The organism is Pseudomonas sp. B1-22 (assembly GCF_050474425.1).
Classification (GTDB): Bacteria; Pseudomonadota; Gammaproteobacteria; order Pseudomonadales; family Pseudomonadaceae; genus Pseudomonas.
Genome location: NZ_JBCHVH010000001.1, coordinates 699,968 through 726,553, shown reverse-complemented (window position 1 = coordinate 726,553; position 26,586 = coordinate 699,968). Strand labels below are relative to the sequence as shown.

Here is a 26,586-nt window from a genome sequence, read left to right as displayed (position 1 = left end):
GTCATTCCTCGATCATCGATTGCGCCAGGGCGTTGCGGGCCGGCTGCATCAGGTACTGCAGCAGCGTGCGCTGCCCCGTGATGATCAACACGTCCGCCGGCATCCCCGGCACCAGCTTGCGCTCGCCCAGGGTATGCACACCGTGCTCGGTTACCCGGACCCGCGCCAGGTAGTAGGGTGTCCCGTTCTTTTCATTGACCAGGCGGTCTGCCGACACACTGCTGACCTCGCCTTCGATTACCGGCGTGGTCGCGGAATTGAACGCACTGAAACGGATATCGGCGCGCTTGCCGATGGCGATGCGGTCGATATCCACGGGCGGCACCTGCGCCTCGATGATCAGCTCGGAAACCGAGGGAACGATGTCCAGCAGCGGCGTCCCCGGATGCACCACACCGCCCACGGTGTGCATCGTCATGCCGATCACCATGCCCGCATCGGGTGCGCGGATGACGATGCGGTTGAGCCGGTCCTCCAGGGACGAGGTCTTCTCCCGCAGGTCGTAGATCTTGGTCTGGACTTCGGCCAACTGCTTGGCGACCTCGGAATTGAAGTCCTTGTCGACCTGCAGGATCTGCAGCTGCGTTTCGTTGATCTGCAGGCGCGCCCGGTTGATCGTGGCGCGGTGGTCCGCCACCTCGGACTTGAGCATCCCCAGCTTGCGCTCCTGCTCGACCAGGCGCTGCTTGTCGACGAAGCCCTGCTTGAGCAGGTCGGACAGCTCGCCGATTTCACCACTGTAGGATTTCGCCAGCTGCAGCTTGGCGTCGATCACCGATTCGAGCCCGCCGATCTGCTGATTCAACTGGCCGATGCGCTCGCGCAGCACCGCAATCTGCCCCTGCCGTGAGCCCTGGCGGGCGCTGAATACCTGGGTTTCGTTCTGGCGCGCCTCCACGACTCGCGGGCTGGTGCTCCCGGTCATCTCGCCAAAGTCGATTGCAGACAGAGAATCGCGTTCGGCCTTGAGCCTGGCCTCCATGGCCTTGGCCGCAATCAGCTGGCTGCGCGTCATCTCGTACTCGAAGCGCAACTGGGCGTCATCGAGAACGATCAGCGGATCATCCCGTTTGACGATGTCGCCGTCGTGCACCAGGACCTCCTTGACGATGCCGCCTTCCAGGTGCTGGACCGTCTTGCGGTAGGTCTGCACGGTGACCACCCCCGGCGCGTAAACGGCCCCGTCGAGCGGCGCGAAGGCCGCCCAGGTGCCGAACAGGCCGAAGGTCACCCCGACGATGGCGAGGCCCAGGCGGCGAATCTTGCGATCCGATACCGGCAGGTCAGCGAAGCTTTCAATTTGACGACTGGGCATCGTGGTCGTCCTTGCCGGTATCCACCGGAGCAATGCTGGCGCCTGCGGGCATGACACGCTGGTGTACCTGCTGAACCTGTTGCTGTGCCTGCTGTTGGGCTTGCTGCTGCGCCTGCAACTGCTTGGCATTGAGTTCGGCCAGCACCTGATCGCGCGGCCCGTAGAGCGTGATGATCCCGTCGTTCATCAGCATGAGCCGGTCAAGTTGCGAGACCAGGTTGGTGCGATGGGTAATGATGAACAGCGTCGCGCCGGTCTGCTTGAGCTGCTGGATCGCCGCCGCCAGGGCGCGGTCACCGACATCGTCGAGATTGGAATTGGGCTCGTCGAGCACGATTAGCCGCGGATTGCCGTACAGGGCGCGGGCAAGCCCGATGCGCTGGCGCTGCCCTCCCGAGAGCATGACGCCCTCGCTGCCGATAACGGTGTCGTAGCCGTCGGGCAGCAGCAGGATCATTTCGTGGACGCCCGCCATCCTGGCTGCCTGGATGACCTTTTCCGAATCGACGTCGGTGAAGCGGGCGATGTTCTCGCCAACGCTGCCTTCGAACAGCTCGATGTCCTGGGGCAGGTAACCGATATGCGGCCCGAGCGCATGTTTGTCCCAGGTGCTGATGTCCGCGCCGTCCAGCCGGACCACGCCATGCTGTGCCGCCCACACGCCCATCAGCGCCCTGACCAGGGTCGACTTGCCGGCGGCACTGGGACCGATGATGCCCACCACGCAGCCGGCGGGCACACTGAAGCTGATGTTCTTGAGGATCGGCGTCTTCGAGCCGGGCGCCGTGACCACCAGATTCTCCACCTGCACATGGCCCTGCGGCGCCGGCAACGGCATCCGCTCGGGTTGCGACTGCAGTTTTTCGAGGACGCCATTCAGGCGGCTGTACTGCGAACGGGCCGAGATGAAGCCCTTCCAACTGCCGATGAGCAGATCGATCGGGGCCAGCGCACGCCCCAGCAATACGGCCCCGGCGAACACCATGCCCGCCCCGACCTGGTGATCCACCGCCAGGTACGCCCCCAACCCCAGCACCAGGGATTGCACCAGGAGCCGGAAGGTGCGGGAAAGCGTACTGACCATGGCGCCCTTGTCGCTCGCCAGGGACTGCAGCAGCAGCACGTTCCTTTGCCGATGCCCCCAACGGTCCATCAGGGTTTCCAGCATGCCCATGGACTCGATGACTTCAGCGTTGCGCAGGTTCTTGGTGGTATAGAGCGTCGCCCCGATATGTTCCTTGTTGGCCTGGGCCAGTGCCGGGGCGGTCAGCTTCTCGTTGACGTAGGCCAGCAGCAGCAACAACAGGGCACTACCCGTTGCCACCCAGCCGAACCAGGGGTGGAACAGGAACATCACCGCAACATAGATAGGCAGCCAGGGCGCGTCGAAAAAAGCGAACAGGCCGCTGCCGGTGAGGAACTGCCGCAAGCCGGTCAGGTCATTGAGCGACTGGGCCGAGGCATCCATGCCGCCGCTGTCCAGGGCCCGCCTGAAACTGGCCTTGTACACCTGGCGACTGAGCAGCACGTCCAGCCGGGTACTGACCCGCACCATGATCCGCGAGCGAACCCATTCCAGGGAGCCGAGCGTGATCACCAGCACGGTCATGATCAGCGTCAGCATGGCCAGGGTCGTCAGGCTGCCACTGGTAATCACCCGCCCATACACCTGAAGCATATAGAAGGTGGGAACAAGCATAAGCGCGTTGATGAATAAGCTGAAAAAGCCGACGGACAGGAAGCTCTCGCGGCAAGCTTTCAACGCGCTCTTGAGGTTTTCCTCGGGGGTGATTCGCATGGGAACCTCGGCTCGATAGGCCGACTTTTCTGGAGCTTAGATCACGCCGAAAGGCTCCGTGTAGCAAATGGCCATTTGCCAGGAATTACGTGGACGTCCCGGCATCGCCAAGGACTCGAACGGCCGCAGGGAAGGCGCATCGGCAGCGACGAGCGGAAACGAAAAAAGCCCGCAGGAGGCGGGCTTTTCATGGGGCGGGTGCAGATATTTTTCGAACGCACAAACGAAAACACCGCCCCATGGGGGCGGTGTTTCGATTTTGGAGCGGGAAACGAGACTCGAACTCGCGACCCCGACCTTGGCAAGGTCGTGCTCTACCAACTGAGCTATTCCCGCATCAACTTGTTGCAACCTTCAGCTTTCGCCAAAGGGTAACGCCATTTCATCTTTCGCTTACCGCCGTTCGGCGATAATCGAGAATTTGGAGCGGGAAACGAGACTCGAACTCGCGACCCCGACCTTGGCAAGGTCGTGCTCTACCAACTGAGCTATTCCCGCAATGGCGTCCCCTAGGGGACTCGAACCCCTGTTACCGCCGTGAAAGGGCGGTGTCCTAGGCCACTAGACGAAGGGGACGCGGCCCGGAACTTACAACATCTTTCCGACTTCTTCGCTTTGCATTTCTGCGTTTCGCGTCGAAGTGGCGCGCATTCTATGGACCCTTTGAGGGGTCGTCAACCCTTCAGAGAAAATTTTTTTAAATCAAAGACTTCTGGGTAAAAACCGAGCTGCCGCTATCAGCGGTATCACTAAGACATTACACTCGCGAAAAAACCTTCGGGAGCGTTCAGGTGTCGCCACTCGTCATTACCGTTCTGGTTCTCGTCGGCATCGCCCTGGTGATTGCCATCGGCTACATCAACCATTCGGTCGAGAACCGCAAGCTGGAACGGGCCCGCCAGAAGGCCGACCTGCTCGACCGTTCCCGGCGCTGCTCCGACATTTCCGAGTCGATGCCCGGCCAGTTCATGTCCCCGGCGCTGAAACTGCTGCTCGGCCGTATCGAGCTCGCCCTGGGCGAACGCCTGCTGGCGGTCGACAAGCAGAATACCCAGATAAAGGAACGCATCGCCGAGCTGCGTCCGCTCATTGCCCAGGGCGAGTCCATTCCGGTTCGCAATGCGCCGCAGCCCATCGTCACCGAGGCCAAGGCCAAGGACGTGCGCTTCCTCTTCGAAGCCCTCCACGCGCAAATCACCCGCTGCGCCCAGGACGGCCTGCTGCCACGCAACGAAGCCCAGCAGTGGGTGAAGGAAATCCGCCACCTGCTCACCCTTCTGCATATTGAGTTCTTCGGCAACCTCGGCCAGCAGGCCCTGCAGCAGGGGCAGCCGGGGCAGGCGCGACTGGCCTTCGAGCGCGGCGTGCAGTACCTGCACAAGCAGCAGGACGCCGGCCGCTACCAGGCGCAATTGCAGCAGCTTGAGAACCAACTGGCCCGCGCCAATGCAATGGTGCTGGAGAACGCCCAGCCCGTCGCCGACGAGAACAGCGCGTTGAACGAGGGCCTCAAGGCCCTCGATGACGACGATCTGTGGAAGAAGAAGAACCTTTACGACGATTGACGCGTCGAACCTGCATATCCGGCCACCTACGCCCCAGGAGCCCTCCATGAGCCTCGTAGTCTTCGGCGCCCCGCTCTCCCCGTTCGTCCGCAAGGTCCGCCTGTTCTGCGCCGAGAAAGGCCTGGACTACCAGTTGGAGAACGTCAATCCGTTCAACCAGCCCGACTGGTACCGCGAACTCAACCCGCTGCGCCGCGTGCCGGCGATCCGCGACGGTGACTTCACCCTCGCCGACTCCAGCGTCATCTGCCATTACCTGGAAGAGCGCGATCCGCAACGTGCGCCCCTGTGCGGCGAGACTCCCCAGGCGAAGGCGCGCATCCGCTGGCTGGAAAAGTACGCCGACTACGAAGTTGCGCCACTGGCCACCTTCACCGTGTTCCGCAACCGCCTGCTCAAGCCGCTGATGGGCAAGCTCTGCGATGAAGACGCAGTAAAAGGTGCCATGCAGGAAAAACTTCCGGAGCATTTCGACTACCTGGAGAAATGCCTGGGCGCGAACCACTACTTCGTCGACAACCGCTTCAGCCTCGCCGACATCGCCATTGCCAGCCAACTGGTGAACATGCGCCACGGCGGTGAAGCGCTGGACAAGCAGCGTTGGCCATCGCTCGCCGCTCACTTCGAACGCATCGCCAACCGCCCCACCCTGGCCGCCATTCTCGAGGGCGAGCAGCAGATCATTGCCAAGATTCTCTCCAAACGCTGATCCGGCCAGGCAGGTCCGCAGGATGGCGTGGAGCGAAGTGATACCCATCGCCGCGAATGACTCCTCGCGCTATTCGCCGGTCAGGCCGGCGCTGGATCGATTCGCGAGCAAGCTCGCTCCTACAGGGGAATGCCTGCAGCGCTCTTCGTAGGAGCGAGCTTGCTCGCGAACCCGGTCGCCAGAAACGAAAAAGCCCCGCATTGGCGGGGCTTTTTCATGGAGCTGCGGATCAGCCCGTAGGATGGGTGGAGCCTGCGATACCCATCAACGTTGCCCTCACGATTATCGATGGGTATCGCTTCGCTCCACGTCATCCTACGCCCGAAGCTCTTGCAGGCTCCTGTAATGAACCATAAAAAGCCCCGCATCTGCGGGGCTTTTTCATGAGCTACGAATCAGCAGTCAGTCAGGCGCAGGAAGATCGCCACCAGCCGCTCGATGCCAGCCTGGTCGACTTCGCTGAAGCGACCGACGCTGGGGCTGTCCAGGTCCAGCACGCCGATCAGGCGGCCTTCCTTCACCAGCGGCACCACCAGCTCGCTATTGGAAGCGCTGTCACAGGCGATGTGGCCGGGGAAGGCATGCACGTCTTCGACCCGCTGCGTTTCACGGGTACGCGCCGCCGCACCGCACACCCCCTTGGTGAAGGGAATGCGCACGCAGGCGACCTTGCCCTGGAACGGGCCGAGCACCAGCTCCTCGTTGCGATTGAGATAGAAGCCGGCCCAGTTCAGGTCCGGCAGCTCGTTGAACAGGAATGCCGAGAACTGTGCGGCGTTGGCGATGAAGTCGCGCTCGTCGGCGAACAGCGACTCCGCCTGCGCGGCCAGCAGGGCATAGCCATCCAGGCCGGCACCGGCCTGTTGCAGATCGATCATGGGGTTTCTCCTTCCAGCAGTTGGCGGCCCACCCAGTAGCGGGCGAATTGGTAGGCGCAGCGGCCATTGCGATTGCCGCGCCCGAGAGCCCAGCGAATGGCCTCTTTCTCCAGCGCTTCGTCCCAGCTCCAGCGGGTCAGGCCGGATCTGCGCGCCAGCGCCTCGATCCAGTGGCGAACCACGCTGAGGAAATGTTCCTGGGTAAAGGGATAGAAAGACAGCCAAAGTCCGAAGCGGTCGGACAGGGCGATCTTGTCCTCCACCGCTTCGTTGGGATGCAGTTCACCGTCCACCATCTGCCAGTTCTCGTTGTCGCTCTGCCTTTCCGAGACCAGATGGCGGCGATTGGAAGTGGCATACAGCAGCACGTTGTCCGGCGCCTGCTCCAGCGAGCCATCGAGCACGCTCTTGAGCACGCGGTAGTCGCCCTCGCCCGCATCGAACGAGAGGTCGTCGCAGAACAGCACGAAGCGCTGCGGCAGGCCGTGCAGTTGCTCGACCACGCGTGGCAGGTCGGCCAGGTGGTCGCGCTCGATCTCGATCAGGCGCAGCCCCTCACCGGCCAGCTCGGCCAGCAGCGCACGCACCAGCGAGGATTTGCCGGTGCCCCGCGCGCCCCAGAGCAAGGCGTGGTTGGCCGGCTTGCCGGCAACGAACTGGCGGGTATTGCGTGCCAACTGGTCACGCTGGGTGTCGACACCCAGCAGGTCGTCCAGGCGCAGGTCGAGGTTGACCTCCAGCGCCTGCAGGTAACCGCTGCGCCCATCGCGATGCCAGCGCGCGGCCAGGCTGCGCTGCCAGTCGACGGGCGCACGCAATGCCGGCAGCAAAGGCTCCAGGCGCGCCAGTACCGACTCGGCGCGCGCGAGAAAATCATTCAGACGGGAATCCATGCGGGTCTCCACGGATCGTTCGGGTTCGGCTTCGGGCTATGCCGACAGGCGGTTCTGATGGGCTATGCTACGCCGCAGAAAAGCTTTCGCGAGGCGATGCTACGCACTCCATGGATATTGCGCTCACCCATCGCCTCTCGTTCAAGCAGGCCAGCCTCACCGTACTGGTGGCGTTCCTGCTGGGGACGCTGCTCAGCCTCATCCAGGTTGCCGTCGATTATGCCAGCCAGGACGCCTCCATCAACCGCGAAGTGCGCGCCCTGCTGGACGTCAGCCACAACCCCGCCGCGCGTATCGCCTACAACATCGACGCCGAACTGGCCCAGGAGCTGGTGGTCGGCCTGCTGCGCTCGCCGGCGGTGATCCGTGCCGAGATCATCGACAACGCCGGCACGCCGCTGGCCAGCGCCAACCGGCCACCGGCGGAAAGCCATATGCGCCGCCTCAGCGACTTCCTCTTCGGCGAGCAGCGCAGTTACGAAGAGCCGCTATTCGTCGATCACGCCCCCAGCGAATCCCTCGGCGTGCTGCGCCTGGAAATCGACACCTTCGTCTTCGGCAACGACTTCCTGCGCCGCGCCGGCGTGACCTTCATCTCCGGATTCATCCGCAGCCTGTTGCTGTCGCTGATCCTGCTGGTGCTGTTCTACGGGCTGCTGACCAAGCCGCTGGTGAGCCTGATCGACGCCCTCAGCCGCCACGACCCGCGCTCGCCCTCGCGCCTGCGCCTGCCCTGCCCGGACGGTCACGAGCGCGACGAAATCGGTGTGCTGGTGGATGTCACCAACCGCCAGCTGAACCGCATCTCGGTGGAAATGGAGCAGCGCCGCGAAGCCGAGGACCGGCTGACCCAGTACCTGGAAGAACTGGAAAGCATCGTCGCCGCCCGCACCGCCGAGCTGAAGGCGGCGAACGCGCGCCTCACCCTGTCCAACCAGGAGCTGGAACTCGCCCGGCAGACCGCCCTGGCCATGGCCCAGGCACGCGGCAGCTTCCTGGCCAACATGAGCCACGAGATCCGCACCCCGCTCAACGGCCTGCTGGGGATGCTCGGCCTGGCCCTGGACGGTCCGCTGACCACCGAGCAGCGCCAGCAACTGTCCATCGCCCATGACTCGGGCAAGGTGCTGCTGGAATTGCTCAACGATGTGCTCGACCTCTCCAAGTTCGAGGCCGGCCAATTGGAGCTTGAGCAGATCCCCTTCGACCTCGGCACCCTGGTGGAAGATACCGCCAGCCTGCTGTCGCAGAACGCCGCGCCCGCGGTGGAGCTCACCTGCCTGATCAGCCCGCAGTTGCCGGCGCAGCACTCCGGGGACCCGACGCGGGTGCGCCAGGTGGTGAGCAACCTGCTGTCCAACGCCCTGAAGTTCACCCGCCTGGGGCGCGTCGATGTCCGCGTCGAGCCGCAAGGCAATGGCGTGCGCATCAGCGTGCGCGACACCGGTATTGGCATCGCACCCGAGGCCCTGCAGAAAATCTTCCAGCCCTTCACCCAGGCCGACGCCGGCATCGCCCGCCAGTACGGCGGCACCGGGTTGGGCCTGGCACTGACGCGCAAGCTGTGCGAGGCGATGAAGGGCGAGCTGGTGGTCAAGTCCGAACCCGGATTCGGCAGCGAATTCGTCGCCACCCTGCCCCTCCCCGCGCTGGAGCCGGCACCGACGCCGGTGCCGCTCAACGGCCGGCTGATCGTGCAATGCGCCGCCAGCAGCGGTCTGGCGGCCCTGCTGGAACAGTGGCTGCCGCACTGGAGTGTCGACTACCGACGCCTGGACATCGACGCGAGCCTGGCCGGCGTGGAGCTGGATGCGCTGCTCTCGGACTGCCCGGACTGCCTGATCACCCTGCGCCGGCATTTGGCCAAGCCCGTCCTGCTGGTCACCGCCTACGGCAACTTCCTCGAACCGCCGCTGGCCCAGCACCTGGCGCCCTTGCGCCAGCTGGCCCGGCCGCTGTCACGGGCGGTGCTGTACCAGGCGCTCAAGCAAGCGTTCGAGCACCAACCGCAGCCGGCCCCCGCCGACGCCGGCAGTGCGCAGGCAGAGCGTTTCTCGGCGCGGGTGTTGCTGGTGGAGGACAACCCGGTCAACCAACTGGTGGCCAAGGGGCTGCTGCAGAAACTCGGCTGCATCGTGGCCGTCGCCGCCAACGGAGAAGAAGCCCTCGCGCAGCTGGGCGACGGCGCCTTCGACCTGGTGCTGATGGACTGCAACATGCCGGTGATGGACGGCTACCAGGCCACCCAGGCGATCCGTGAAAGCGGGCGCTGGCCGGGCCTTCCGGTCATCGCCCTGACCGCCAACGTGCTGCCGGACGAACGCGAGCGCTGCCGCTCCGCCGGCATGGACGACTACCTGGCCAAACCCTTCCACCGCGACGAACTGGCGGCGATCCTGGAGCGCTGGGTGGATCACCGCCCGCGCGGCTGAGCTCAGCCTTCCAGTCTCCTCAGCTGCGACAGCAGCGAATCCAGTTGCTCACGCAGGCCATCGGTGACGCTCAGGTCCAGGCCGCTGCGGCACAGCAGGTCCTCGCGCAACGGCAGCACCCTGTCGCGCAGCGCGAGGCCCGACGGGGTCAACCCGAGGTGTACTTCCCGCTCGTCATGCCGCGCCCGCCAGCGCTCGACCAGCCCCAGCTGTTCCAGGCGCTTGAGCAACGGCGTCAGGGTGCCGGAGTCGAGCATCAGCCGCTCACCCAGCGCCTTCACCGACGGCTGCTCCGGCGGTTCGGCCTGCCACTCCCAGAGCACCAGCATCGCCAGGTACTGCGGGTAGGTCAGGCCGAGCGCATCGAGCATCGGCCGGTAACCACGGATCACCGCGCGGGACACGGCATACAGGCGAAAGCACAGCTGGTTGTCCAGTTGCAGCTCCGCCGGCAGGGACAGAGCGTCATTCATCACAGCAGCGCTTCGATCTCGGCGGAGAGTTGCTCGGGCTTGGTGGTCGGGGCGAAGCGCTTGACCACCTTGCCGTCCTGGCCGATCAGGAACTTGGTGAAGTTCCACTTGATGCCCTGGCTGCCCAGCAGGCCCGGTGCGCGCTTCTTCAGCTGCACGTAGAGCGGATGCGCCTCGGCGCCATTGACGTCGATCTTCTTGAACAGCGGAAAGCTGACGCCGAAATTCAGCTCGCAGAACTGGGTGATCTCCCCTTCGTTGCCCGGTTCCTGCTTGCCGAACTGGTTGCAGGGGAAGCCGAGCACCACCAGCCCCTTGTCCTTGTACTGCCGCCAGAGCGTTTCCAGTCCCTTGTACTGCGGGGTGAAGCCGCACTGGCTGGCGGTGTTCACCACCAGCAGCGCCTTGCCGCCGAAGTCGGCGAGGGTCTTCTGTTCGCCCTTGATGGTGGTCACGGGGATGTTCAGCAGTGCGTCGCTCATCGGTATGGCTCCGGCGGAAAGTGGGAAATCAAAGAATAGTGATCAATCAAATTGCGCGCAATTCAATTGATCACGAATCAACCAATGAAATGACGGAGCATCACGCTTCCCGTAGGACGGGCGGGGGCGCCTAGCCCATGCCCGCGAACCGGTCGGAAGGCCGGAATCATCCGTTGGCGACAGACGTCGACCATGGAGTTCAGCGACAACAGCGGACTTTGTCCGCTGATCGCGGGCATGGCCCGCTCCTACAGTGGAATGGCGTGCAACCCAAAAGAAAAGGCCCGCTCGGTGGCGGGCCTTGAGGTCACTCTTTCGGCACCAGCTTCAACGACGCCGAATTGATGCAGTAGCGCAGCCCGGTCGGCCGTGGGCCGTCGGGGAAGACGTGGCCCAGGTGCGCGTCGCACTTGCCGCAGCGCACTTCGATGCGGTGCATGCCGTGGCTGAAGTCTTCCAGTTCCTTGACCACCTCGCCGTTCACCGGCTGGAAGTAGCTCGGCCAGCCGCTGCCCGAGTCGTACTTGGCGTCGGAGTCGAACAGCGCGGTGCCGCAGCATACGCAGTGGTAGATGCCGGGAGTCTTGGTGTCGTGGTATTCGCCGGTGAAGGCACGCTCGGTGCCGCCCAGACGGCAGATGTGGAACTGCTCGTCGGTGAGTTCGTCACGCCAGGAATCCAGGGGCTTTTCCAGCTTTTCCATCGATCTGCCTCCATAAACGAAAAAATGCCCAATCCCGCTCTTTTCCGCGAATCGGGCCGCACGTATGATGCGCGTGGTTAACATCAGGTTCAGAATCTGCCGCACAGAGCCTTTGCCGCGATAAAAAAGCCTTAAAATCGCTGTTTTTTCGAGCAATCCACTGTTTTCCTGTCGATTTTCAGGATCGACACCAGGGAAAAGCACTTCCGAACCGATCATTTGACGCCAGTCTGTCACCCGCGTTACAGCCTGCCAAGTCGAGCGCCGACGCGCTCCTCCCCCGGCCGCGGACTATTTCGGAATCCAGATCATGCAGGTCACCAAATCGAACAAGCTCGCCAACGTCTGCTACGACATTCGCGGGCCCGTGCTCAAGCACGCCAAACGCCTGGAAGAGGAAGGCCACCGCATCCTCAAGCTGAACATCGGCAACCCGGCGCCGTTCGGTTTCGAAGCGCCGGACGAGATTCTCCAGGACGTCATCCGCAACCTGCCCACCGCCCAGGGCTACAGCGACTCCAAGGGCCTGTTCAGCGCGCGCAAGGCGGTGATGCAGTACTACCAGCAGAAGCAGGTGGAAGGCGTCGGCATCGAGGACATCTACCTGGGCAACGGCGTCTCCGAGCTGATCGTCATGGCGCTGCAGGCGCTGCTCAACAACGGTGACGAGGTGCTGATCCCGGCGCCCGACTACCCGCTGTGGACCGCCTCGGTCGCCCTCTCCGGCGGCAAGCCGGTGCATTACCTGTGCGACGAGCAGGCCGGCTGGTTCCCCGACGTCGCCGACATGAAGGCGAAGATCACCAGCAACACCAAGGCCCTGGTGCTGATCAACCCGAACAACCCCACCGGCGCGGTCTACTCGAAGGAAGTGCTGCTGGACATCGTCGAACTGGCTCGCCAGCACAACCTGGTGATCTTCTCCGACGAGATCTACGACAAGATCCTCTACGACGAGGCCCAGCACATCTCCACCGCATCGCTGGCGCCGGACGTGCTCTGCCTGACCTTCAACGGCCTGTCCAAGTCCTATCGCGTGGCCGGCTTCCGTTCCGGCTGGATCGCCATTTCCGGTCCCAAGCACAAGGCGCAGAGCTACATCGAGGGCCTGGATATCCTGGCCAACATGCGCCTGTGCGCCAACGTGCCGAGCCAGCACGCGATCCAGACCGCGCTGGGCGGCTACCAGAGCATCAACGACCTGGTCCTGCCGGGCGGGCGCCTGCTGGAGCAGCGCAACCGCGCCTGGGAACTGCTCAACGACATTCCCGGCGTCAGCTGCGTGAAGCCCATGGGCGCGCTCTATGCCTTCCCGCGCATCGATCCGAAGGTCTGCCCGATCCACAACGACGAGAAATTCGTCCTCGACCTGCTGCTGTCCGAGAAGCTGCTCATCGTTCAGGGCACCGCCTTCAACTGGCCCTGGCCGGATCACTTCCGGGTGGTTACCCTGCCCCGTCTCGATGACCTGGAACAGGCCATCGGGCGCATCGGCAATTTCCTGAAAACCTATCGCCAATAAATCATCGCCAGCGAATCCCAGCGCATAAATGGACCTGCAGATCGACGACTTCTACAAGGATGCCGCATCTGGCCTGCTGACGCTCTACCAGGCCTTCCCGCGCAAGATCGCCCTCTACGTCGAGGACCTGATCGGCCGGGAAGAGCCTGACGAGTTCGGCCTGCCCAGCACCCGCCACCAGAGTTGCCTCGGGGCGCTGCTGTGGCTGGCCGATGAAGGCTACCTGCGCTTCGAGACCACCATTCGTTACGAAGCGCTGGACCAGGCGGTGCTCAGCGAAAAGGCCTTCCTGCGCCTGACCCGCATCATCCCCCACGCGGTGCGCGACGGCGGCGACCTGCCACCCAGCGTGCGCCGCGAGCAGGCTTCCCTGGCCAACCAGCTGCGCGAAGCGCTGGCCAGCCGTCATAGTGACCGCATTGCACGCCTGACCCGTCTACTCTTCGAGAGTGACCTCGGACGCCCAAGCGACACAGTTTGAAATAGTCCCCGAGTTGAATCACCTCGGGGGCAACCGTATATACCCCGCATACTATTCAGCGATCCCGGGTCCTGCTGTGCCCGGCGATCCGGAAAGCCGCGCTCCCAAGCGGTTTTCCCCTAATCCAGCCGTGAGGAGAAGCTTTACGCCATGATGCGCATCCTGTTGTTCCTGGCCACCAACCTGGCAGTTCTGGTGATCGCCAGCATCACCCTGAAACTGCTCGGCGTGGACCGATTCACCGGCCAGAATTACGGTAGCCTTCTGATCTTCTGTGCCGTCTTCGGCTTCGCCGGTTCGCTCGTTTCGCTGTTCATCTCCAAGTGGATGGCGAAGATGAGCACCGGCACCGAGATCATCAGCCAGCCGCGCACCCGCCACGAACAGTGGCTGCTGCAGACCGTGGAAGAACTCTCCCGCGAAGCCGGCATCAAGATGCCGGAAGTGGGCATCTTCCCCGCCTATGAAGCCAACGCCTTTGCCACCGGCTGGAACCGCAACGACGCACTGGTCGCGGTCAGCCAGGGCCTGCTGGAGCGCTTCTCGCCTGAAGAAGTGAAAGCCGTGCTGGCCCACGAAATCGGCCACGTAGCCAACGGCGACATGGTCACCCTGGCGCTGATCCAGGGCGTGGTGAACACCTTCGTGATGTTCTTCGCGCGCATCTTCGGCAACTTCGTCGACAAGGCCATCCTGAAGAACGAAGACGGCCCGGGCATCGGCTACTTCGTCGCGACCATCTTCGCCGAACTGGTCCTGGGCATCCTCGCCAGCATCATCGTCATGTGGTTCTCGCGCAAACGCGAGTACCGCGCAGACGAAGCCGGCGCCCGCCTGGCCAGCACTGGTGCGATGATCGCCGCCCTGCAACGCCTGCGCGCCGAACAGGGCGTGCCAGTGCAGATGCCCGACACGCTGCAGGCCTTCGGCATCAACGGCAACCTCAAGAATGGCCTCGCCGGCCTGCTCATGAGCCACCCGCCGCTGGAAGACCGCATCGAAGCCCTGCGCGCCGCCGCTCGCTAAGGTTCGACACGAAACGAAAAAGGGCGACCCTCGGGTCGCCCTTTTTCATGCCGGCGAATCAGCCGCGACGCAGCGCGAACACCACCTCGTCCAGTTGGGTGACGCCGCTCTTGAGGAACTTGGGGCTCTCCGCCAGCACATCGACGCGCTCCAGTTCCTCGACCTGCCAACCTTCGGCGAAGTGCCGGCGCACCTCGTCGCCCAGCACTGCAAAGGGCGGCCCGTCCATCTCGTCCTGCGGATACTCCAGGGTCACCAGCAGCCCACGCACCTGATTCGGCAGGATGCGTTGCAGATGGGCCGAGTAGTCGAAGCGCATGTCCTCCGGTAACGCGATCAGCGCCGCGCGATCGTACAGGGCACAGCAGTCGGCTACCTGCTCGGCGGTGACATCGAAGATGTCGCCCTGGAGAATCTCCAGGCGCTCACAGCGATAGCGGCGCAGCGGGCCTTCCTGGGTAATTTCCGGCTCGACGCCCAGCTCGGCGAAGAAGTCGACGGCCGCGCGCTCCGCCAGCTCGACGCCCAGCACGCGATAGCCCCATTGCGCCAGCCAGAGCATGTCCAGACTCTTGCCACACATCGGCACCAGCACCTGCGATTCCTCCGGGATCCCCAGGGTGCCCCACTGACGATCCAGACCCGGATTTACCTTCTGCTGGTGGAAACCGATTTCGTTGCGCGCCCAGCGCGCCTGCCAGAATTCATGTTGCATGAAGCACCTGCTCTAATGCTGCGCCACGCGAGGAGACCAGCCGCGCCGACCGGCGCCGCGCCTCTCGCGCCCTGCCCTCAGTTTCGACGCACTCGGCCGTACGGCCCCCCCAGGTTCGACACGATTGGACGCAAGGACCTGGCCTACCTGCTGTACGACCGAAAACGTCTCCACTTCGGAAATTTCCACAAACTCTACCGCATTGACCGACAGACATCCCTTTAAAGCACCCATCGACAGCCCTTCCAACCGATCTGCAACTTAGTTGGCATTTCAAACCTCTCCACGGATGGCTGGCAGGAACGGTAAAAACATCTCTGGAGTCGATCATTTCGGTCAAAAACCCATACTGGTTTTCGATCTGTCCCAGCGAGAAGATAGTGTCATTCCTGTAGCGAGGTTCACCATGCTGCCTACCCTGTTCATCTCCCACGGCTCCCCCATGCTGGCCCTGGACCCCGGCGCCAGCGACGCTCCGCTCAAGCGCCTGGCCCGCGAGCTGCCCAGGCCGAAGGCGATCCTGGTGGTCTCAGCCCACTGGGAAACCCCGGACCTGCGCGTCACCGCCGCCACCCAGCCGGAGACCTGGCACGACTTCTACGGCTTCCCGGCCGAGCTCTACGCCGTGCAGTACCCCGCCCCCGGCTCGCCGGAACTGGCGGCACGCGTCGTCGAGCTGCTGGCGATGGATGGCCTGCCCGCCACCCTCGATGCGGAACGCCCACTGGACCACGGCACCTGGGTGCCCCTGAGCCTGATGTACCCGCAGGCCGACATTCCGGTGGTGCAGCTGTCGCTGCCCAGCCGACTCGGGCCGCAGATGCAGGACCGCGTTGGCAAGGCGCTGCACGCACTGCGCGAGGAAGGCATCCTGCTGATCGGTTCGGGCAGCATCACCCACAACCTGGGCGAGCTGAACTGGCGCGCCGGGCCGGAAGTCATCGAGCCCTGGGCCAAGGCCTTCCGCGACTGGATGGCCGAACACCTGGCCGCCGACGATGAGGCCGCACTGTTCGACTACCGTCGGCAGGCACCCTCGGCCGCGCGCAATCATCCCAGCGATGAGCACCTGTTGCCGCTGTACTTTGCCCGTGGCGCCGGTGGCACGCCGATGACCGTGGAGCACGCCGGCTTCACACTGGGCGCGCTAGGGATGGACATCTACCGCTTCGGCTGAGTGCAATCCGTAGGAGCGCGCCATGCGCGCGATCGCGGGCACGGCCCGCTCCTACAGGGGAAAATCTCCCAGACACTGGAAACGAAAAAGCCCCGCCAATGGCGGGGCTTTTTCATGCGCGGGAGACTGACGGATCAGTCTTCGCGGTAACGGCGCAGGCGCAGGGCCTTGCCGGCGACGCGGGTGTCCTTGAGCTTGGTCAGCAGGCGGTCGAGGTTCTCTTCCGGCAGCTCGATCAGGCTGAAGGTCTCGCGGATCTGGATGCGGCCGATCGCCTCGCGGGACAGGCCGCCCTCGTTGAGGATGGCACCCAGCAGGTTCTTCGCCTGCACGCCGTCACGGGCGCCCAGGGCAGTACGGCAGCGGGACTTGCCTTCCGACGGCGGAGCCATCGGGCGACGCTCGCCACTGCGCTCCGGACGGTCGCCGCGCTCGGGGCGATCGCCACGTTCGCTGCGCTCGTAACGGTCGCTGCGCTCACGCGGGGCGGCCGGGGTCAGCGGCTGTTCGCGGCGGACCGATTCCAGGTCCAGCGCCTTGCCTTCGGTCAGCTTGGCCAGCAGCACGGCGGCCAGGGTGTCCATGTCCGTACCCAGGCGACGGCACAGCTCGTCACGCACGGCACCACGGCTGGCAACGGCGTTGGCCAGCAGCGGCTGCAGGCCGGTGGCCAGGCGGTTCAGGCGCGCTTCCAGCACGGTGTCGGCGTCCGGCAGGCGAACTTCGCCGACCTTCTGACCGGTCACGCGTTCGATCACCTGCAGCATGCGGCGCTCACGCGGAGTCACCAGCAGCAGGGCGCGGCCTTCGCGACCGGCACGGCCGGTACGGCCGATACGGTGCACGTAGGATTCCGGATCGTAGGGCATGTCCACGTTCAGAACGTGGGTGATGCGCGCCACGTCGAGGCCGCGGGCGGCGACGTCGGTGGCGATGACGATGTCCAGCGAGCCGTCCTTCAGGGACTCGATCACGCGCTCACGCTGGGCCTGCGGCATGTCGCCGTTCAGCGCGGCGGCACGGTAGCCCTGGCGCTCGAGCAGCTCGGCGATGTCCAGGGTGGCCTGCTTGGTGCGGACGAAGCCGATCAGCGCGTCGAACTGCTCGACCTCCAGCAGACGCAGGATCGAGGCCGGCTTCTGGTCGGCGTGGACCATCAGGTGTACCTGCTCGATGCGGGCGACGGTCTGGGTCTTGGCGGCGATACGGACGTGCTTGGGCTCTTTCAGGTGACGCTCGGCGATGCTGCGGATCGAGGCCGGCAGGGTCGCGGAGAACAGCACGGTCTGGCGGCTGGCCGGCATGGCTTCGAAGATCACTTCGAGGTCATCCATGAAGCCGAGCTTGAGCATCTCGTCCGCTTCGTCGAGGACCAGGCGCTCGACGGTGGACAGCAGGTTCTCGTCGCGACGCAGGTGGTCGCACAGACGGCCGGGAGTGGCGACCAGAACCTGGGCGCCCTGGCGCAGGGCCTTCAGCTGCGGGCCCATGGGGGCACCGCCGTAGACGGCCACGACACCGACGCCCGGCATCTGCTTGGAGTAGGTTTCGCACGCGGTAGCGACCTGCAGAGCCAGCTCGCGGGTCGGTACCAGTACCAGTACCTGCGGCACGCGGCGCGCCGGGTCGATCTTCGACAGCAGCGGCAGCGCGAAGGCGGCGGTCTTGCCGGTACCGGTCTGGGCCTGGCCGATCATGTCGTGGCCTTCGAGGATCACCGGGATCGACTGGGCCTGGATCGGCGACGGCTCTTCATAACCGACAGCGGCGATGGCAGCGAGAATACTGGGGTGAATACCGAGCGCGGCGAAGCCGGCGGTTTCCTGGGTCATGGGTTTTGCCTCTAAGTACATCCGCAAAGACCCAATAGCCGAGCTGCGCATGCCCTGTACGACAATGAAGTCACCCAGGCAGCTGGAAGCGGGGATTTGCGAAATGAAGATTGGAAGAATACGTCAAGGAAGTCCGCACAGCGGACGCACAGACAGCGCGTGAATGCACCGAAAAATGCGGGATCCGAAACGGGGCCTTAGCTTGGCCGGCGCGCATCATACCGGAAAATCGTCCGTCATGTGCGTCTTTTCGGACAAGGACCGGCGAACGGTCGCGCCTGGACGAGCCCGGCAAGGCCGACTATACCGAGCTGGCCCCTCCCCGCCGGATGACATCGATGAAGCCCAGCAGCGAGCCCCGCATCACCCGCGAACGCCACGATCATGTCCTGCTGCTTGGCCTGAACCGGGTCGACAAGCGCAATGCCTTCGACCTGGACATGCTCAACCAGCTGGTGCTCGCCCTGGGCGAGTACGAGCGTGACGATGAACTGCGCTGTGCCCTGGTGTTCGCCCACGGCGACCATTTCACCGCCGGGCTGGACCTGGGCGATGTCAGCGAAACCTTCCGCACCGGCTGGCAACTGCCCAAGGGCGCGGTGGATCCCTGGGGCACCTTCGGCGGGCCACGCCTGACCAAGCCGCTGATGGTCGCTGCCCAGGGCTACTGCTTCACCCTCGGCATCGAGTTGATGCTGGCGGCGGATATCAACCTCTGCGCCAGCAACGCACGCTTCGCCCAACTGGAGGTGCAGCGCGGCATCTTCCCCTTCGGCGGTGCAACGCTGCGCCTGCATCAGGTGGCTGGCTGGGGTAACGCCATGCGCTGGCTGCTCACCGGCGACCAGTTCGATGCCCACGAAGCTTGCCGCCTGGGCCTGGTGCAGGAAGTCACCGCCCCCGAGGAACTGATGCCCCGCGCGCTGTGGATGGCCCAGCGGGTCGCCGCCCAGGCGCCACTGGGCATTCGCGCCACCCTGGCGTCGGCGCGCCAGTGCCTGGACGAGGGGGAACGGGCCGCCGCACGCGAACTGCCGGCGATGGCCAGCCGCCTGTTGTCCAGCGAAGACGCCCAGGAAGGCTTCAGGGCCATGCAGGAAAAGCGCGAAGGCAACTTCCGTGGAAAATGAACGAGCGCTGAAATTCGCGCTGGGGCGCGCGTAGAAAGCGCTATATCCAAGGTATTAAAAACGCTTCGAGCAGCGATATAACTACAAAGATTTTCCTTTTAAATCATGTAGTTAAATACAACAAAACGACTATATACAAGTTCCAATTACGCGCCTGGAAACAAATCTCTACAACTGACATCGAGCGCAGCGCAGTGACTCGCCGGACATGCCGTTCGAGCCGCGCTGGATTTAGTCCTTCATGGAGGAACTCGCATGTCAGGCCCGATTCGTGTCTTCGCACTTTCCCTTCTGGTCGTTGCCCTGTCGCTGCAGGGATGCAGCAGCCACGGCGGCGGCAGTCATCATAGTTCCGGCAGCAGCGGCGACAGCGCCACAGGTACTGGCGACGGAGGCTCGGGCGGCAGCGGCGACGGCGGTACCGATGGCGGCACCGGCGGCACGGGTGGCGGCACCGGTGGGACGGGCGGCGGCACCGGTGGAACGGGCGGTGGTACCGGCGGCACGGGCGGCGGCACCGGCGGGACTGGCGGTGGTACCGGCGGGACTGGCGGTGGTACCGGCGGGACTGGCGGTGGTACCGGCGGGACTGGCGGCGGCACCGGCGGGACTGGCGGCGGCACCGGCGGCACGGGCGGCGGCACCGGTGGGACTGGCGGTGGTACCGGCGGCACGGGAGGCGGCGACGGCGGCACCGGTGGCGGTTCGACCCTTCCCAACCCCACCACCAGCAATATCCTGAGCGAAACCGGCCAGGTCGTTTCCGGCGTCGGCGGTACCTTGGGCACCGTGGGCGGTGTGGTCCAGAATGTCGATGTTCCGCTGGCCGGCAGCGGCGTAACCGAGGGTACCGGCGGTGTCATCCAGCAGGTTGCAGCGGGCGTGGACCACGTCGGCGACGGTATTACCGACGGCCTGGGCAACCTGGCCAACAACCCCAACGCCATCGGCACGACCCTGGCGGGCCCGACCAACCTGGTCAGCCACACCGGCGAGGCAGTCAGCAGTCTCGGCGGAACGGTAGCCGCCGTCGGCGACGCCCCAGTGCTGGCCAGTACCCCGCTCAACGGCGTCACGAATCAGGTGGGTGCGGCAGTGGACGGCGTCGGCGGCCAGATCACCATGCTCGGTGACTCTCTCACCGGCGCAGTCACTACCGGCCCGCTGAGCCAGCTGACCACCCAACTCAGCGGCACCACCGCCAACCTGGTGGGTACGGTGGAGAACACTACCAGGACCGTCGGAACAACCACCGGCCTCGGAGCACCGACGAACAATCTGTTGACCACGGTCGGCACCGCAGTGACCCAGAGCGGTGATCAACTGACCAGCCAGAGTCCGGCGCTGGCTCCGGTCGGCGATGTCGTCAGCAATACCGGGCAGATCGTCACCGATGCCGGCGGCCTGGTCAGCGGCAGCACGACGGGCACCAACAATCCGGTGGGTGGGCTGGTCGGCGGCGTCACCAGCACAGCGGGCACCGTTACCGGCACCCTGGGCGGCACCACCGGTACCAGCGACCCGGTGGGCGGACTGGTCGGCGGCGTCACCAGCACGGTAGGCACCGTTACCGGCACGCTGGGCAGCGCCACGGGCACCAGCAATCCGGTGGGTGGACTGGTCGGCGGCGTCACCAGCACGGTGGGCACCGTTACCGGCGATCTGGGTGGCACGACAGGCACTCCCAGCCCGACGGGCGGCCTGCTCAGCGGGGTCACCAACACGGTCAGCGGGGTGACGGGTACCGGCGGGCTGGTAGCAGGCGCCGGGGTCAGCACCGGCAGCACCAGCGGGAGTACCGAGGTTGCCGCGGGCGCCGGTGTCGGCACCACCAGCGGCACCACTACCCAGAGCGGCCTGCTGGGTACGGTCGGCAGCACGCTCGGCGGCCTGGGCGCCGGGCTGGGAGTTGGCGTGGTGGCTCCGAAGCAATAAACAGCCCCGCCCAAACGGTAGTAGCCAGGAGCCCTTGACGGCTCCTGGCCCTCGCTGAAGTCGGCCCATGGAGGAGCCAGATGCGCAAACTCGCCACCTTGACCCTGTTGTTGGCCAGCCCCCTCGTCTGGGCTGAACGTCCGATCCAGCTCCCCGGCTCCGATATCGAACAGACCCTGCCCCGTCCCAACCTGCCTGGCGGAGAGCTGCGGCCGATGGCCCCCAAGGTCAGCGCGCCCGCGCCAGAGGCCGAACAACCCGGCCAGATCCTGCAGAAACGCATCCAGCTCAAGCGCATCGAGATCGCCGGCGGTGGCCACTACCCACTCAGCACCTGGCGCCCGCTGCTGGAACCGCTGACCCGCAAGCCGATCCAGGTGAGCGAACTGGTGGCGGCAGCCAAGGCCATCACCCAGCGCTACCAGAGTGACGGCTTCTTTATTTCCTTCGCCTACGTGCCGAACCAGGATTTCCGTGGCGGCGTGGCGCGCATCGTGCTGGTCGAAGGCCATATCAAGGAAGTGCGCAGCAACGGCGACCTGGGCGTGCACCAGGCGCGCGTGGACCGCTGGATAGCCCGCCTGAAAAGCGAGAGGCCGCTGACCCGCGAAAGCTTCGAGCGCTTCAGCGTGCTGATGAGCCGTGTTCCAGGGCTGCAACTGGCAATGGCGCTCAATCCACCCACCACCCGTGACGGCGGCGCGGTGCTGGAACTGGCCGGCCAGAGCAAGCGCTTCAATACCGGGGCCAACCTGGACACGCGCCATGGCGACAAGCGCGGCCTGCTCTCCGCCGACATGAAGTCGCTGCTCGGCTGGGGCGAACAACTGCAATTCAGCTACCTCTACCCACCGGGCGACGACCAGGAGTACTACCGCGCCTGGAACTACAGCCAGTTGCTGGGCGACAACGGCCTGCAGCTGACCACCGGCTACAGCCACTACCACTCCAGCCCGGAAGAGAATCTGTATCTGGCCAACGGCCTGGTGTTTGCCCGCAAGCGGGAGAATGAACGGGTCAATGCGGGGCTCGGCATTCCGCTGGTTCTACGCCGCGACCTGACCTGGGACCTGAACCTGCGCGGCTACACGGTGAACGACACCAGCCGTTATGACCTGGTAAAACCGAACATCCCCTACAGCGTCGAGCAGAAAAGCAAGCTGCGTGTCGTCGGCGTGGACACCTCGGTCCAGCAGTTCGCCGCCAAGCGCGTGCGTGCCGGGAGCCTGGCGATCTACCAGGGCCTGAACGGCCTGGGCGCGCAGACCGAGAAACCGGTGCGCAAGGACTTCACCCGCGTGCTGGGCTACGGCGCCCAGCAGGATCAGTTCACCGACGCCTGGCAAGGCGTGGCCAGCGCCGGCTTCCAGTGGACCGACGATGTGCTGCCCGACTCGGAGCAGGTCACCTACGGCGGCGGCAACTTCGGCCGCGGCTATCCTGACGACCAGGCCAGCGGTGACAAGGGCTGGGGTGCGGCCTACGAAGTGAACTACTCGTTCCGGCGCCAGAGCGTGGTGCTCAACCAGATCCAGCCCTACGCGGTGGTGGATACCGCCCGCACCCACTACACCCTCGATGGGCTGCCCGACGCCAATCTCGGCTCGGCGGCCGTCGGCGTGCGTCTGACCAACCGCAAGCATTACCTGGTATCGATGGAAGTCGCCAAGCCCTTCGGTGACCGCGCGCTGGACAACAACGAGCGCACCCCGCGCCTGAACTTCGCCTTCAGCTACCAGATCCCTTGAGAACGCTTGCCCGGCTCACTGCGCCGGGCACAGCGAATCGATGTAGCCGCGCAGCGAGTAACCGAGCTTCGGTTCGAGGCTCGCCACGCGCTTCTTCAGCGCCCGCAGGTCGAGCTCCTGGTCCAGTTCGGCGGGCACGAAGACGATCACGTTGCCCTCCGGCACCGAGCACTCCCAGTAGTGGCGATGGAAGCGCCCGCGCAACAGCGCCGCCCCCAGCGGCCGGCCATCGTCGGTGCTCCACTGGTTGATCACCAGCCAGCCGCCGGGACGCAGGCGCTCGCGGCAGGCGCCGAGGAAATCCCAGGCGATGTGCGCCGGCGCGGGACCGGTATCTGTGTAGAGGTCGAGGAAGATCAGGTCCGCCGGCTCGCAGCCCTCCAGCTCCTCCACCGCATCGCCGACACGCAGGTTCAGGCGCGGATCATCGCCCAGCCCCAGGTGCTCGCGGGCCAAACGGGGAATCGACGGGCGCAGCTCGATGGCCTCCACCTCCTCCAGCGGCAGGTATTTCAGGCAGGCCTGGGTCAGGCTGCCGGCACCAAAGCCCAGGAACAGGGCCCGACGCGGACTCGCGTGGCACAGCGCGCCGAGCAGCATGGCCCGCGAGTAGTCGTACTCCAGCCAGCTGGGGTCCTGCATCAGCACGCAGCTCTGCTCGACCTCGTCACCGAACTCCAGGTAGCGGAAGTCGCCGCTCTCCACGACGCGGATCACGCCGAAGGCATCGCGCTCCTCGACGATCAGGCGCTCCTCGCTCATGCGCGCTCCCCCCGGAAGGCGACTGTGACATTGCGGTCCGCCAGGATGCACAGACGGCGCGGTTTGCCATTGAACTGCGAGGGCTGAAGCACGTGATAATCCTTCAAAAACAGGCGTGGATCGCCGAGCAGCCAGGAACCGGCTGCCAGGCTCGAAAGCCGCAAGAATAACAGCCCAAGAGGCACAACCGAGCATGTATGCCATTATCGGCGCGGGTCCGGCCGGCCTCGCCGCCGCCCGCCAACTGCAGAAGTACGGCATCCCCTTCACCGGTTTCGAACTGCACGGCGACGTTGGCGGCCTGTGGGACATAGACAACCCCCACAGCACCCTGTACCACTCCGCCCACCTGATTTCCTCCAAGGGCACGACCCAGTTCGACGATTTCCCCATGGACATGGACGTCCCCCCTTATCCGCATCACACCCAGGTGCTGAGCTATCTCCAGGCCTACGCACGGCAGTTCGGCCTGCACCGGCACTACCGCTTCAACACCCGGGTCACCGCCCTGCTCCGCCAGGAGCGCGGCTGGCGGCTGCGCTGCGAGCGCAACGGCGAAGTGCAGGAAGGGCTGTTCGATGGCGTGCTGATCGCCAACGGCACCCTGCACACGCCCAACCGGCCGGAACTGCCCGGCGAGTTCAGCGGCGAAATCCTCCACGCCAGCCAGTACCGCAGCGCCGACTGCTTCGAAGGCAAGCGGGTACTGATCGTCGGCTGCGGCAACTCCGCCTGCGACATCGCGGTGGACGCCGTGCACCGCGCACGCTCGGTGGACCTCTCGGTGCGCCGCGGCTACCACTTCCTGCCCAAGTTCTGCCTGGGCCGGCCGATCGACACCTTCGGCAACCGGGTGCGCCTGCCGCGCCCGCTCAAGCAGCGGCTCGATGCGGCACTGCTGCGCCTGCTGATCGGGCGCCCGTCGGACTACGGCCTGCCCGATCCCGACCACCGCCTGTACGAATCGCATCCGGTAGTGAACTCGCTGGTGCTGCACCACCTCGCCCACGGCGACATCCGCGCCCGCCGCGACGTGCGCAACCTGGAAGGGCTGCGCGTGGTGTTCAGCGATGGCGAGCGCCAGGACTACGACCTGATCCTGCTCGCCACCGGCTATCACCTGGACTACCCCTTCATCGACCGGGCGCTGCTCAACTGGCCACGGGACTGCGCCGCCCCGCAGCTTTACCTCAATGCCTTCCACCCGCAGTACGACGACCTGTTCGTGCTCGGTATGCTCGAAGCCTCCGGCCTGGGCTGGCAGGGACGCGCCGAGCAGGCCGAGCTGGTCGCCCTGTATATCCGCCAGTTGGCGGCGGGCAACCCGGCCGCCGAGCGATTCCGCCAGTTGAAACGGATGCTCGCCGGACAGCGCATCGATGGCGGCTACCGGTACCTGCCGCTGGAACGCATGGCCCATTACGTGGACAAGGCCAGCTATCGGCGCAGCGTGCGCGAGCACATCGCCGAGCTGCGCCGCGACCTGCCGCGCACCGCCCCGTTGCAACCGCTGCCGGCGCACGGGGCGAGCTGATACCATGGCCCCTCACCGCCCATAGCCGCGAACGAGCCACCGATGAGCCTGCCCTGGAGTCCCGACAGCTGGAGAAGCAAGCCGATCCAGCAACAACCCGTCTACCCGGACGCCGCGCGCCTGAGCGACGTCGAGCGCACCCTGGCCGGTTTCCCGCCGCTGGTGTTCGCCGGCGAGGCCCGTGAGCTGCGCCGGCAGTTCGCCGAGGTCACCGCCGGACGCGCCTTCCTGCTGCAGGGCGGCGACTGCGCCGAGAGCTTCGCCGAATTCTCGGCGGCGAAGATCCGCGACACCTTCAAGGTGCTGCTGCAGATGGCCGTGGTGATGACCTTCGCCGCCGGCTGCCCGGTGGTGAAAGTCGGGCGCATGGCCGGCCAGTTCGCCAAGCCGCGCTCCTCCGGCGAGGAAACCCTCGACGGCGTGACCCTGCCCGCCTACCGCGGCGACATCGTCAACGGCATCGGCTTCGACGAGAAAAGCCGCGTGCCAGACCCGGAGCGCCTGCTGCAGGCCTACCACCAGTCCACCGCCTCGCTGAACCTGCTGCGCGCCTTCGCCGGCGGCGGCTTCGCCGACCTGCACCAGGTGCACCAGTGGAACCTGGACTTCATCGCCAACTCGGCGCTGTCCGAGCGCTACCAGCAGCTCGCCGACCGCATCGACGAAACCCTCGCCTTCATGCGCGCCTGCGGCCTGGACACCGCACCGCAGCTGCGCGAAACCAGCTTCTTCACCGCCCACGAAGCGCTGCTGCTGAACTATGAGGAAGCCTTCATCCGCCGCGACAGCCTGACCGGCGACTGGTACGACTGCTCGGCGCACATGCTGTGGATCGGCGACCGCACCCGCCAACTCGACGGCGCCCACGTGGAAATGCTGCGCGGCGTCGGCAACCCCATCGGCGTGAAGGTCGGCCCAAGCATGGACAGCGAGGAGCTGATCCGCCTGATCGACATTCTCAACCCGGACAACGACCCCGGCCGCCTCAATCTCATCGTGCGCATGGGTGCCGACAAGGTCGGTGACGGCCTGCCCCGCCTGATCCAGACCGTGCAGCGCGAAGGCAAGCAGGTGCTGTGGAGCTCCGACCCCATGCATGGCAACACCATCAAGGCTTCCAGCGGCTACAAGACCCGCGACTTCGCGCGCGTGCTCACCGAGGTGCGGCAGTTCTTCGAAGTGCACCAGGCCGAGGGCAGCTATGCCGGCGGCATCCACATCGAGATGACCGGGCAGAACGTCACCGAATGCATTGGCGGCGCCCGCCCGATCACCGAGGCCGGGCTGAGCGATCGCTACCACACCCACTGCGACCCACGCCTGAATGCCGACCAGTCCCTGGAACTGGCCTTCCTGATTGCGGAAACCCTGAAGCAGGTACGTCGCTGAGGCCGATACGGGCCCGCGAAAAATCCTAAACCCCCTTCCCTGAATTGATCCCATAGGGGCGCCTACCTAGAGTGGGCGCCCTTCGTG

21 protein-coding genes, 3 tRNA genes and 1 pseudogene are annotated in these 26,586 nt (G+C 65.2%); 12 read left to right on the top strand and 13 right to left on the bottom strand.

Features of this window, described 5'->3' with window-relative positions:
- Window position 1 precedes the first annotated feature (1 nt).
- The 5 genes from ACQ5BL_RS03490 to ACQ5BL_RS03470 form a co-directional block, all read right to left on the bottom strand.
- Window positions 2–1,315 carry an HlyD family type I secretion periplasmic adaptor subunit gene (locus ACQ5BL_RS03490; RefSeq protein ID WP_243805010.1) on the bottom strand — a complete coding sequence of 438 codons (1,314 nt, stop codon included), beginning with the start codon at window positions 1,313–1,315 and terminating at the stop codon, window positions 2–4.
- The gene (locus tag ACQ5BL_RS03485; protein ID WP_243805011.1) at window positions 1,296–3,113 is read right to left on the bottom strand and encodes a type I secretion system permease/ATPase; all 1,818 of its coding nucleotides are present in this window, start codon (window positions 3,111–3,113) and stop codon (window positions 1,296–1,298) included. Before ACQ5BL_RS03485 ends, ACQ5BL_RS03490 begins: the two co-directional genes overlap by 20 nt.
- A gap of 260 nt (window positions 3,114–3,373) precedes the next feature.
- Window positions 3,374–3,449: transfer RNA gene (locus ACQ5BL_RS03480), tRNA-Gly, on the bottom strand.
- A gap of 86 nt (window positions 3,450–3,535) precedes the next feature.
- Window positions 3,536–3,611: transfer RNA gene (locus ACQ5BL_RS03475), tRNA-Gly, on the bottom strand.
- Between the two features lie 2 nt (window positions 3,612–3,613).
- Window positions 3,614–3,689: transfer RNA gene (locus tag ACQ5BL_RS03470), tRNA-Glu, on the bottom strand.
- A 215-nt stretch (window positions 3,690–3,904) separates the two neighbouring features.
- Here ACQ5BL_RS03470 and ACQ5BL_RS03465 point away from each other — a divergent pair.
- Together ACQ5BL_RS03465 and ACQ5BL_RS03460 are read left to right on the top strand one after the other, a co-directional pair.
- On the top strand, window positions 3,905–4,678 hold the full coding sequence (locus ACQ5BL_RS03465; RefSeq protein WP_243805012.1) for a hypothetical protein: 774 nt from the start codon (window positions 3,905–3,907) through the stop codon (window positions 4,676–4,678).
- Between the two features lie 46 nt (window positions 4,679–4,724).
- The gene (locus tag ACQ5BL_RS03460) at window positions 4,725–5,387 is read left to right on the top strand and encodes a glutathione S-transferase family protein (RefSeq protein ID WP_243805013.1); all 663 of its coding nucleotides are present in this window, start codon (window positions 4,725–4,727) and stop codon (window positions 5,385–5,387) included.
- Window positions 5,388–5,782: 395 nt separating this feature from the next.
- On the opposite strand, the gene ACQ5BL_RS03455 is transcribed toward ACQ5BL_RS03460, so the two are convergent.
- Together ACQ5BL_RS03455 and ACQ5BL_RS03450 are read right to left on the bottom strand one after the other, a co-directional pair.
- Window positions 5,783–6,265 carry a GAF domain-containing protein gene (locus ACQ5BL_RS03455; RefSeq protein ID WP_207886442.1) on the bottom strand — a complete coding sequence of 161 codons (483 nt, stop codon included), beginning with the start codon at window positions 6,263–6,265 and terminating at the stop codon, window positions 5,783–5,785.
- Window positions 6,262–7,158, bottom strand: a complete 897-nt coding sequence (locus tag ACQ5BL_RS03450) for an ATP-binding protein (RefSeq protein WP_243805014.1) — start codon at window positions 7,156–7,158, stop codon at window positions 6,262–6,264. Before ACQ5BL_RS03450 ends, ACQ5BL_RS03455 begins: the two co-directional genes overlap by 4 nt.
- A gap of 110 nt (window positions 7,159–7,268) precedes the next feature.
- Between ACQ5BL_RS03450 and ACQ5BL_RS03445 the strand changes: the two genes are divergently transcribed.
- Entirely contained in the window at window positions 7,269–9,590 is a 2,322-nt protein-coding gene (locus ACQ5BL_RS03445; protein WP_243805015.1) for an ATP-binding protein, read from the top strand.
- 2 nt (window positions 9,591–9,592) lie between these two features.
- Here the strand turns inward: ACQ5BL_RS03445 and ACQ5BL_RS03440 are convergent, their stop codons facing one another.
- From ACQ5BL_RS03440 to msrB, 3 genes are all read right to left on the bottom strand, one after another.
- Complete coding sequence (locus tag ACQ5BL_RS03440) at window positions 9,593–10,063, bottom strand: MarR family winged helix-turn-helix transcriptional regulator (RefSeq protein WP_243805016.1); 471 nt, start codon at window positions 10,061–10,063, stop codon at window positions 9,593–9,595.
- Window positions 10,063–10,545 carry a glutathione peroxidase gene (locus ACQ5BL_RS03435; protein ID WP_243805017.1) on the bottom strand — a complete coding sequence of 161 codons (483 nt, stop codon included), beginning with the start codon at window positions 10,543–10,545 and terminating at the stop codon, window positions 10,063–10,065. The genes ACQ5BL_RS03440 and ACQ5BL_RS03435 overlap by 1 nt, the downstream gene beginning before the upstream one ends.
- A 307-nt stretch (window positions 10,546–10,852) precedes the next feature.
- Window positions 10,853–11,248, bottom strand: a complete 396-nt coding sequence (gene msrB, locus ACQ5BL_RS03430) for a peptide-methionine (R)-S-oxide reductase MsrB (protein ID WP_017516978.1) — start codon at window positions 11,246–11,248, stop codon at window positions 10,853–10,855.
- Between the two features lie 310 nt (window positions 11,249–11,558).
- Here msrB and ACQ5BL_RS03425 point away from each other — a divergent pair, with 310 nt between their 5' ends.
- From ACQ5BL_RS03425 to htpX, 3 genes are all read left to right on the top strand, one after another.
- Window positions 11,559–12,770, top strand: a complete 1,212-nt coding sequence (locus ACQ5BL_RS03425; protein ID WP_205336467.1) for a pyridoxal phosphate-dependent aminotransferase — start codon at window positions 11,559–11,561, stop codon at window positions 12,768–12,770.
- Between the two features lie 28 nt (window positions 12,771–12,798).
- Window positions 12,799–13,251 carry a hypothetical protein gene (locus ACQ5BL_RS03420; protein WP_243805018.1) on the top strand — a complete coding sequence of 151 codons (453 nt, stop codon included), beginning with the start codon at window positions 12,799–12,801 and terminating at the stop codon, window positions 13,249–13,251.
- A 150-nt stretch (window positions 13,252–13,401) separates the two neighbouring features.
- Entirely contained in the window at window positions 13,402–14,277 is an 876-nt protein-coding gene (gene htpX / locus ACQ5BL_RS03415) for a protease HtpX (RefSeq protein WP_207886436.1), read from the top strand.
- Window positions 14,278–14,335: 58 nt separating this feature from the next.
- On the opposite strand, the gene ACQ5BL_RS03410 is transcribed toward htpX, so the two are convergent.
- Window positions 14,336–14,992 carry a thiopurine S-methyltransferase gene (locus tag ACQ5BL_RS03410; RefSeq protein WP_243805019.1) on the bottom strand — a complete coding sequence of 219 codons (657 nt, stop codon included), beginning with the start codon at window positions 14,990–14,992 and terminating at the stop codon, window positions 14,336–14,338.
- Window positions 14,993–15,398: 406 nt separating this feature from the next.
- Here ACQ5BL_RS03410 and ACQ5BL_RS03405 point away from each other — a divergent pair, with 406 nt between their 5' ends.
- A complete protein-coding gene (locus ACQ5BL_RS03405) occupies window positions 15,399–16,169 on the top strand; it encodes a DODA-type extradiol aromatic ring-opening family dioxygenase (RefSeq protein ID WP_243805020.1) in 771 nt (256 codons plus the stop codon).
- Between the two features lie 134 nt (window positions 16,170–16,303).
- On the opposite strand, the pseudogene ACQ5BL_RS03400 reads toward ACQ5BL_RS03405, so the two are convergent.
- Window positions 16,304–18,036: pseudogene (locus tag ACQ5BL_RS03400) on the bottom strand (DEAD/DEAH box helicase).
- 303 nt (window positions 18,037–18,339) lie between these two features.
- On the opposite strand from ACQ5BL_RS03400, the gene ACQ5BL_RS03395 reads away from it, so the two are divergent.
- The 3 genes from ACQ5BL_RS03395 (at window position 18,340) to ACQ5BL_RS03385 (ending at window position 22,814) form a co-directional block, all read left to right on the top strand.
- On the top strand, window positions 18,340–19,131 hold the full coding sequence (locus tag ACQ5BL_RS03395) for a crotonase/enoyl-CoA hydratase family protein (protein ID WP_207886432.1): 792 nt from the start codon (window positions 18,340–18,342) through the stop codon (window positions 19,129–19,131).
- Window positions 19,132–19,386: 255 nt separating this feature from the next.
- Complete coding sequence (locus tag ACQ5BL_RS03390; RefSeq protein WP_430292781.1) at window positions 19,387–21,066, top strand: collagen-like triple helix repeat-containing protein; 1,680 nt, start codon at window positions 19,387–19,389, stop codon at window positions 21,064–21,066.
- A gap of 80 nt (window positions 21,067–21,146) precedes the next feature.
- Window positions 21,147–22,814, top strand: coding sequence for a ShlB/FhaC/HecB family hemolysin secretion/activation protein (locus tag ACQ5BL_RS03385; protein ID WP_243805022.1), 1,668 nt, complete (start codon window positions 21,147–21,149; stop codon window positions 22,812–22,814).
- A gap of 15 nt (window positions 22,815–22,829) precedes the next feature.
- Here the strand turns inward: ACQ5BL_RS03385 and ACQ5BL_RS03380 are convergent, their stop codons facing one another.
- Entirely contained in the window at window positions 22,830–23,576 is a 747-nt protein-coding gene (locus ACQ5BL_RS03380) for a spermidine synthase (protein WP_243805023.1), read from the bottom strand.
- A 193-nt stretch (window positions 23,577–23,769) separates the two neighbouring features.
- Here ACQ5BL_RS03380 and ACQ5BL_RS03375 point away from each other — a divergent pair, with 193 nt between their 5' ends.
- Together ACQ5BL_RS03375 and ACQ5BL_RS03370 are read left to right on the top strand one after the other, a co-directional pair.
- Window positions 23,770–25,110, top strand: a complete 1,341-nt coding sequence (locus ACQ5BL_RS03375) for a flavin-containing monooxygenase (RefSeq protein WP_207886428.1) — start codon at window positions 23,770–23,772, stop codon at window positions 25,108–25,110.
- A 42-nt stretch (window positions 25,111–25,152) separates the two neighbouring features.
- Window positions 25,153–26,499, top strand: coding sequence for a class II 3-deoxy-7-phosphoheptulonate synthase (locus tag ACQ5BL_RS03370; protein WP_207886427.1), 1,347 nt, complete (start codon window positions 25,153–25,155; stop codon window positions 26,497–26,499).
- The last annotated feature ends 87 nt before the right edge of the window (window positions 26,500–26,586 follow it).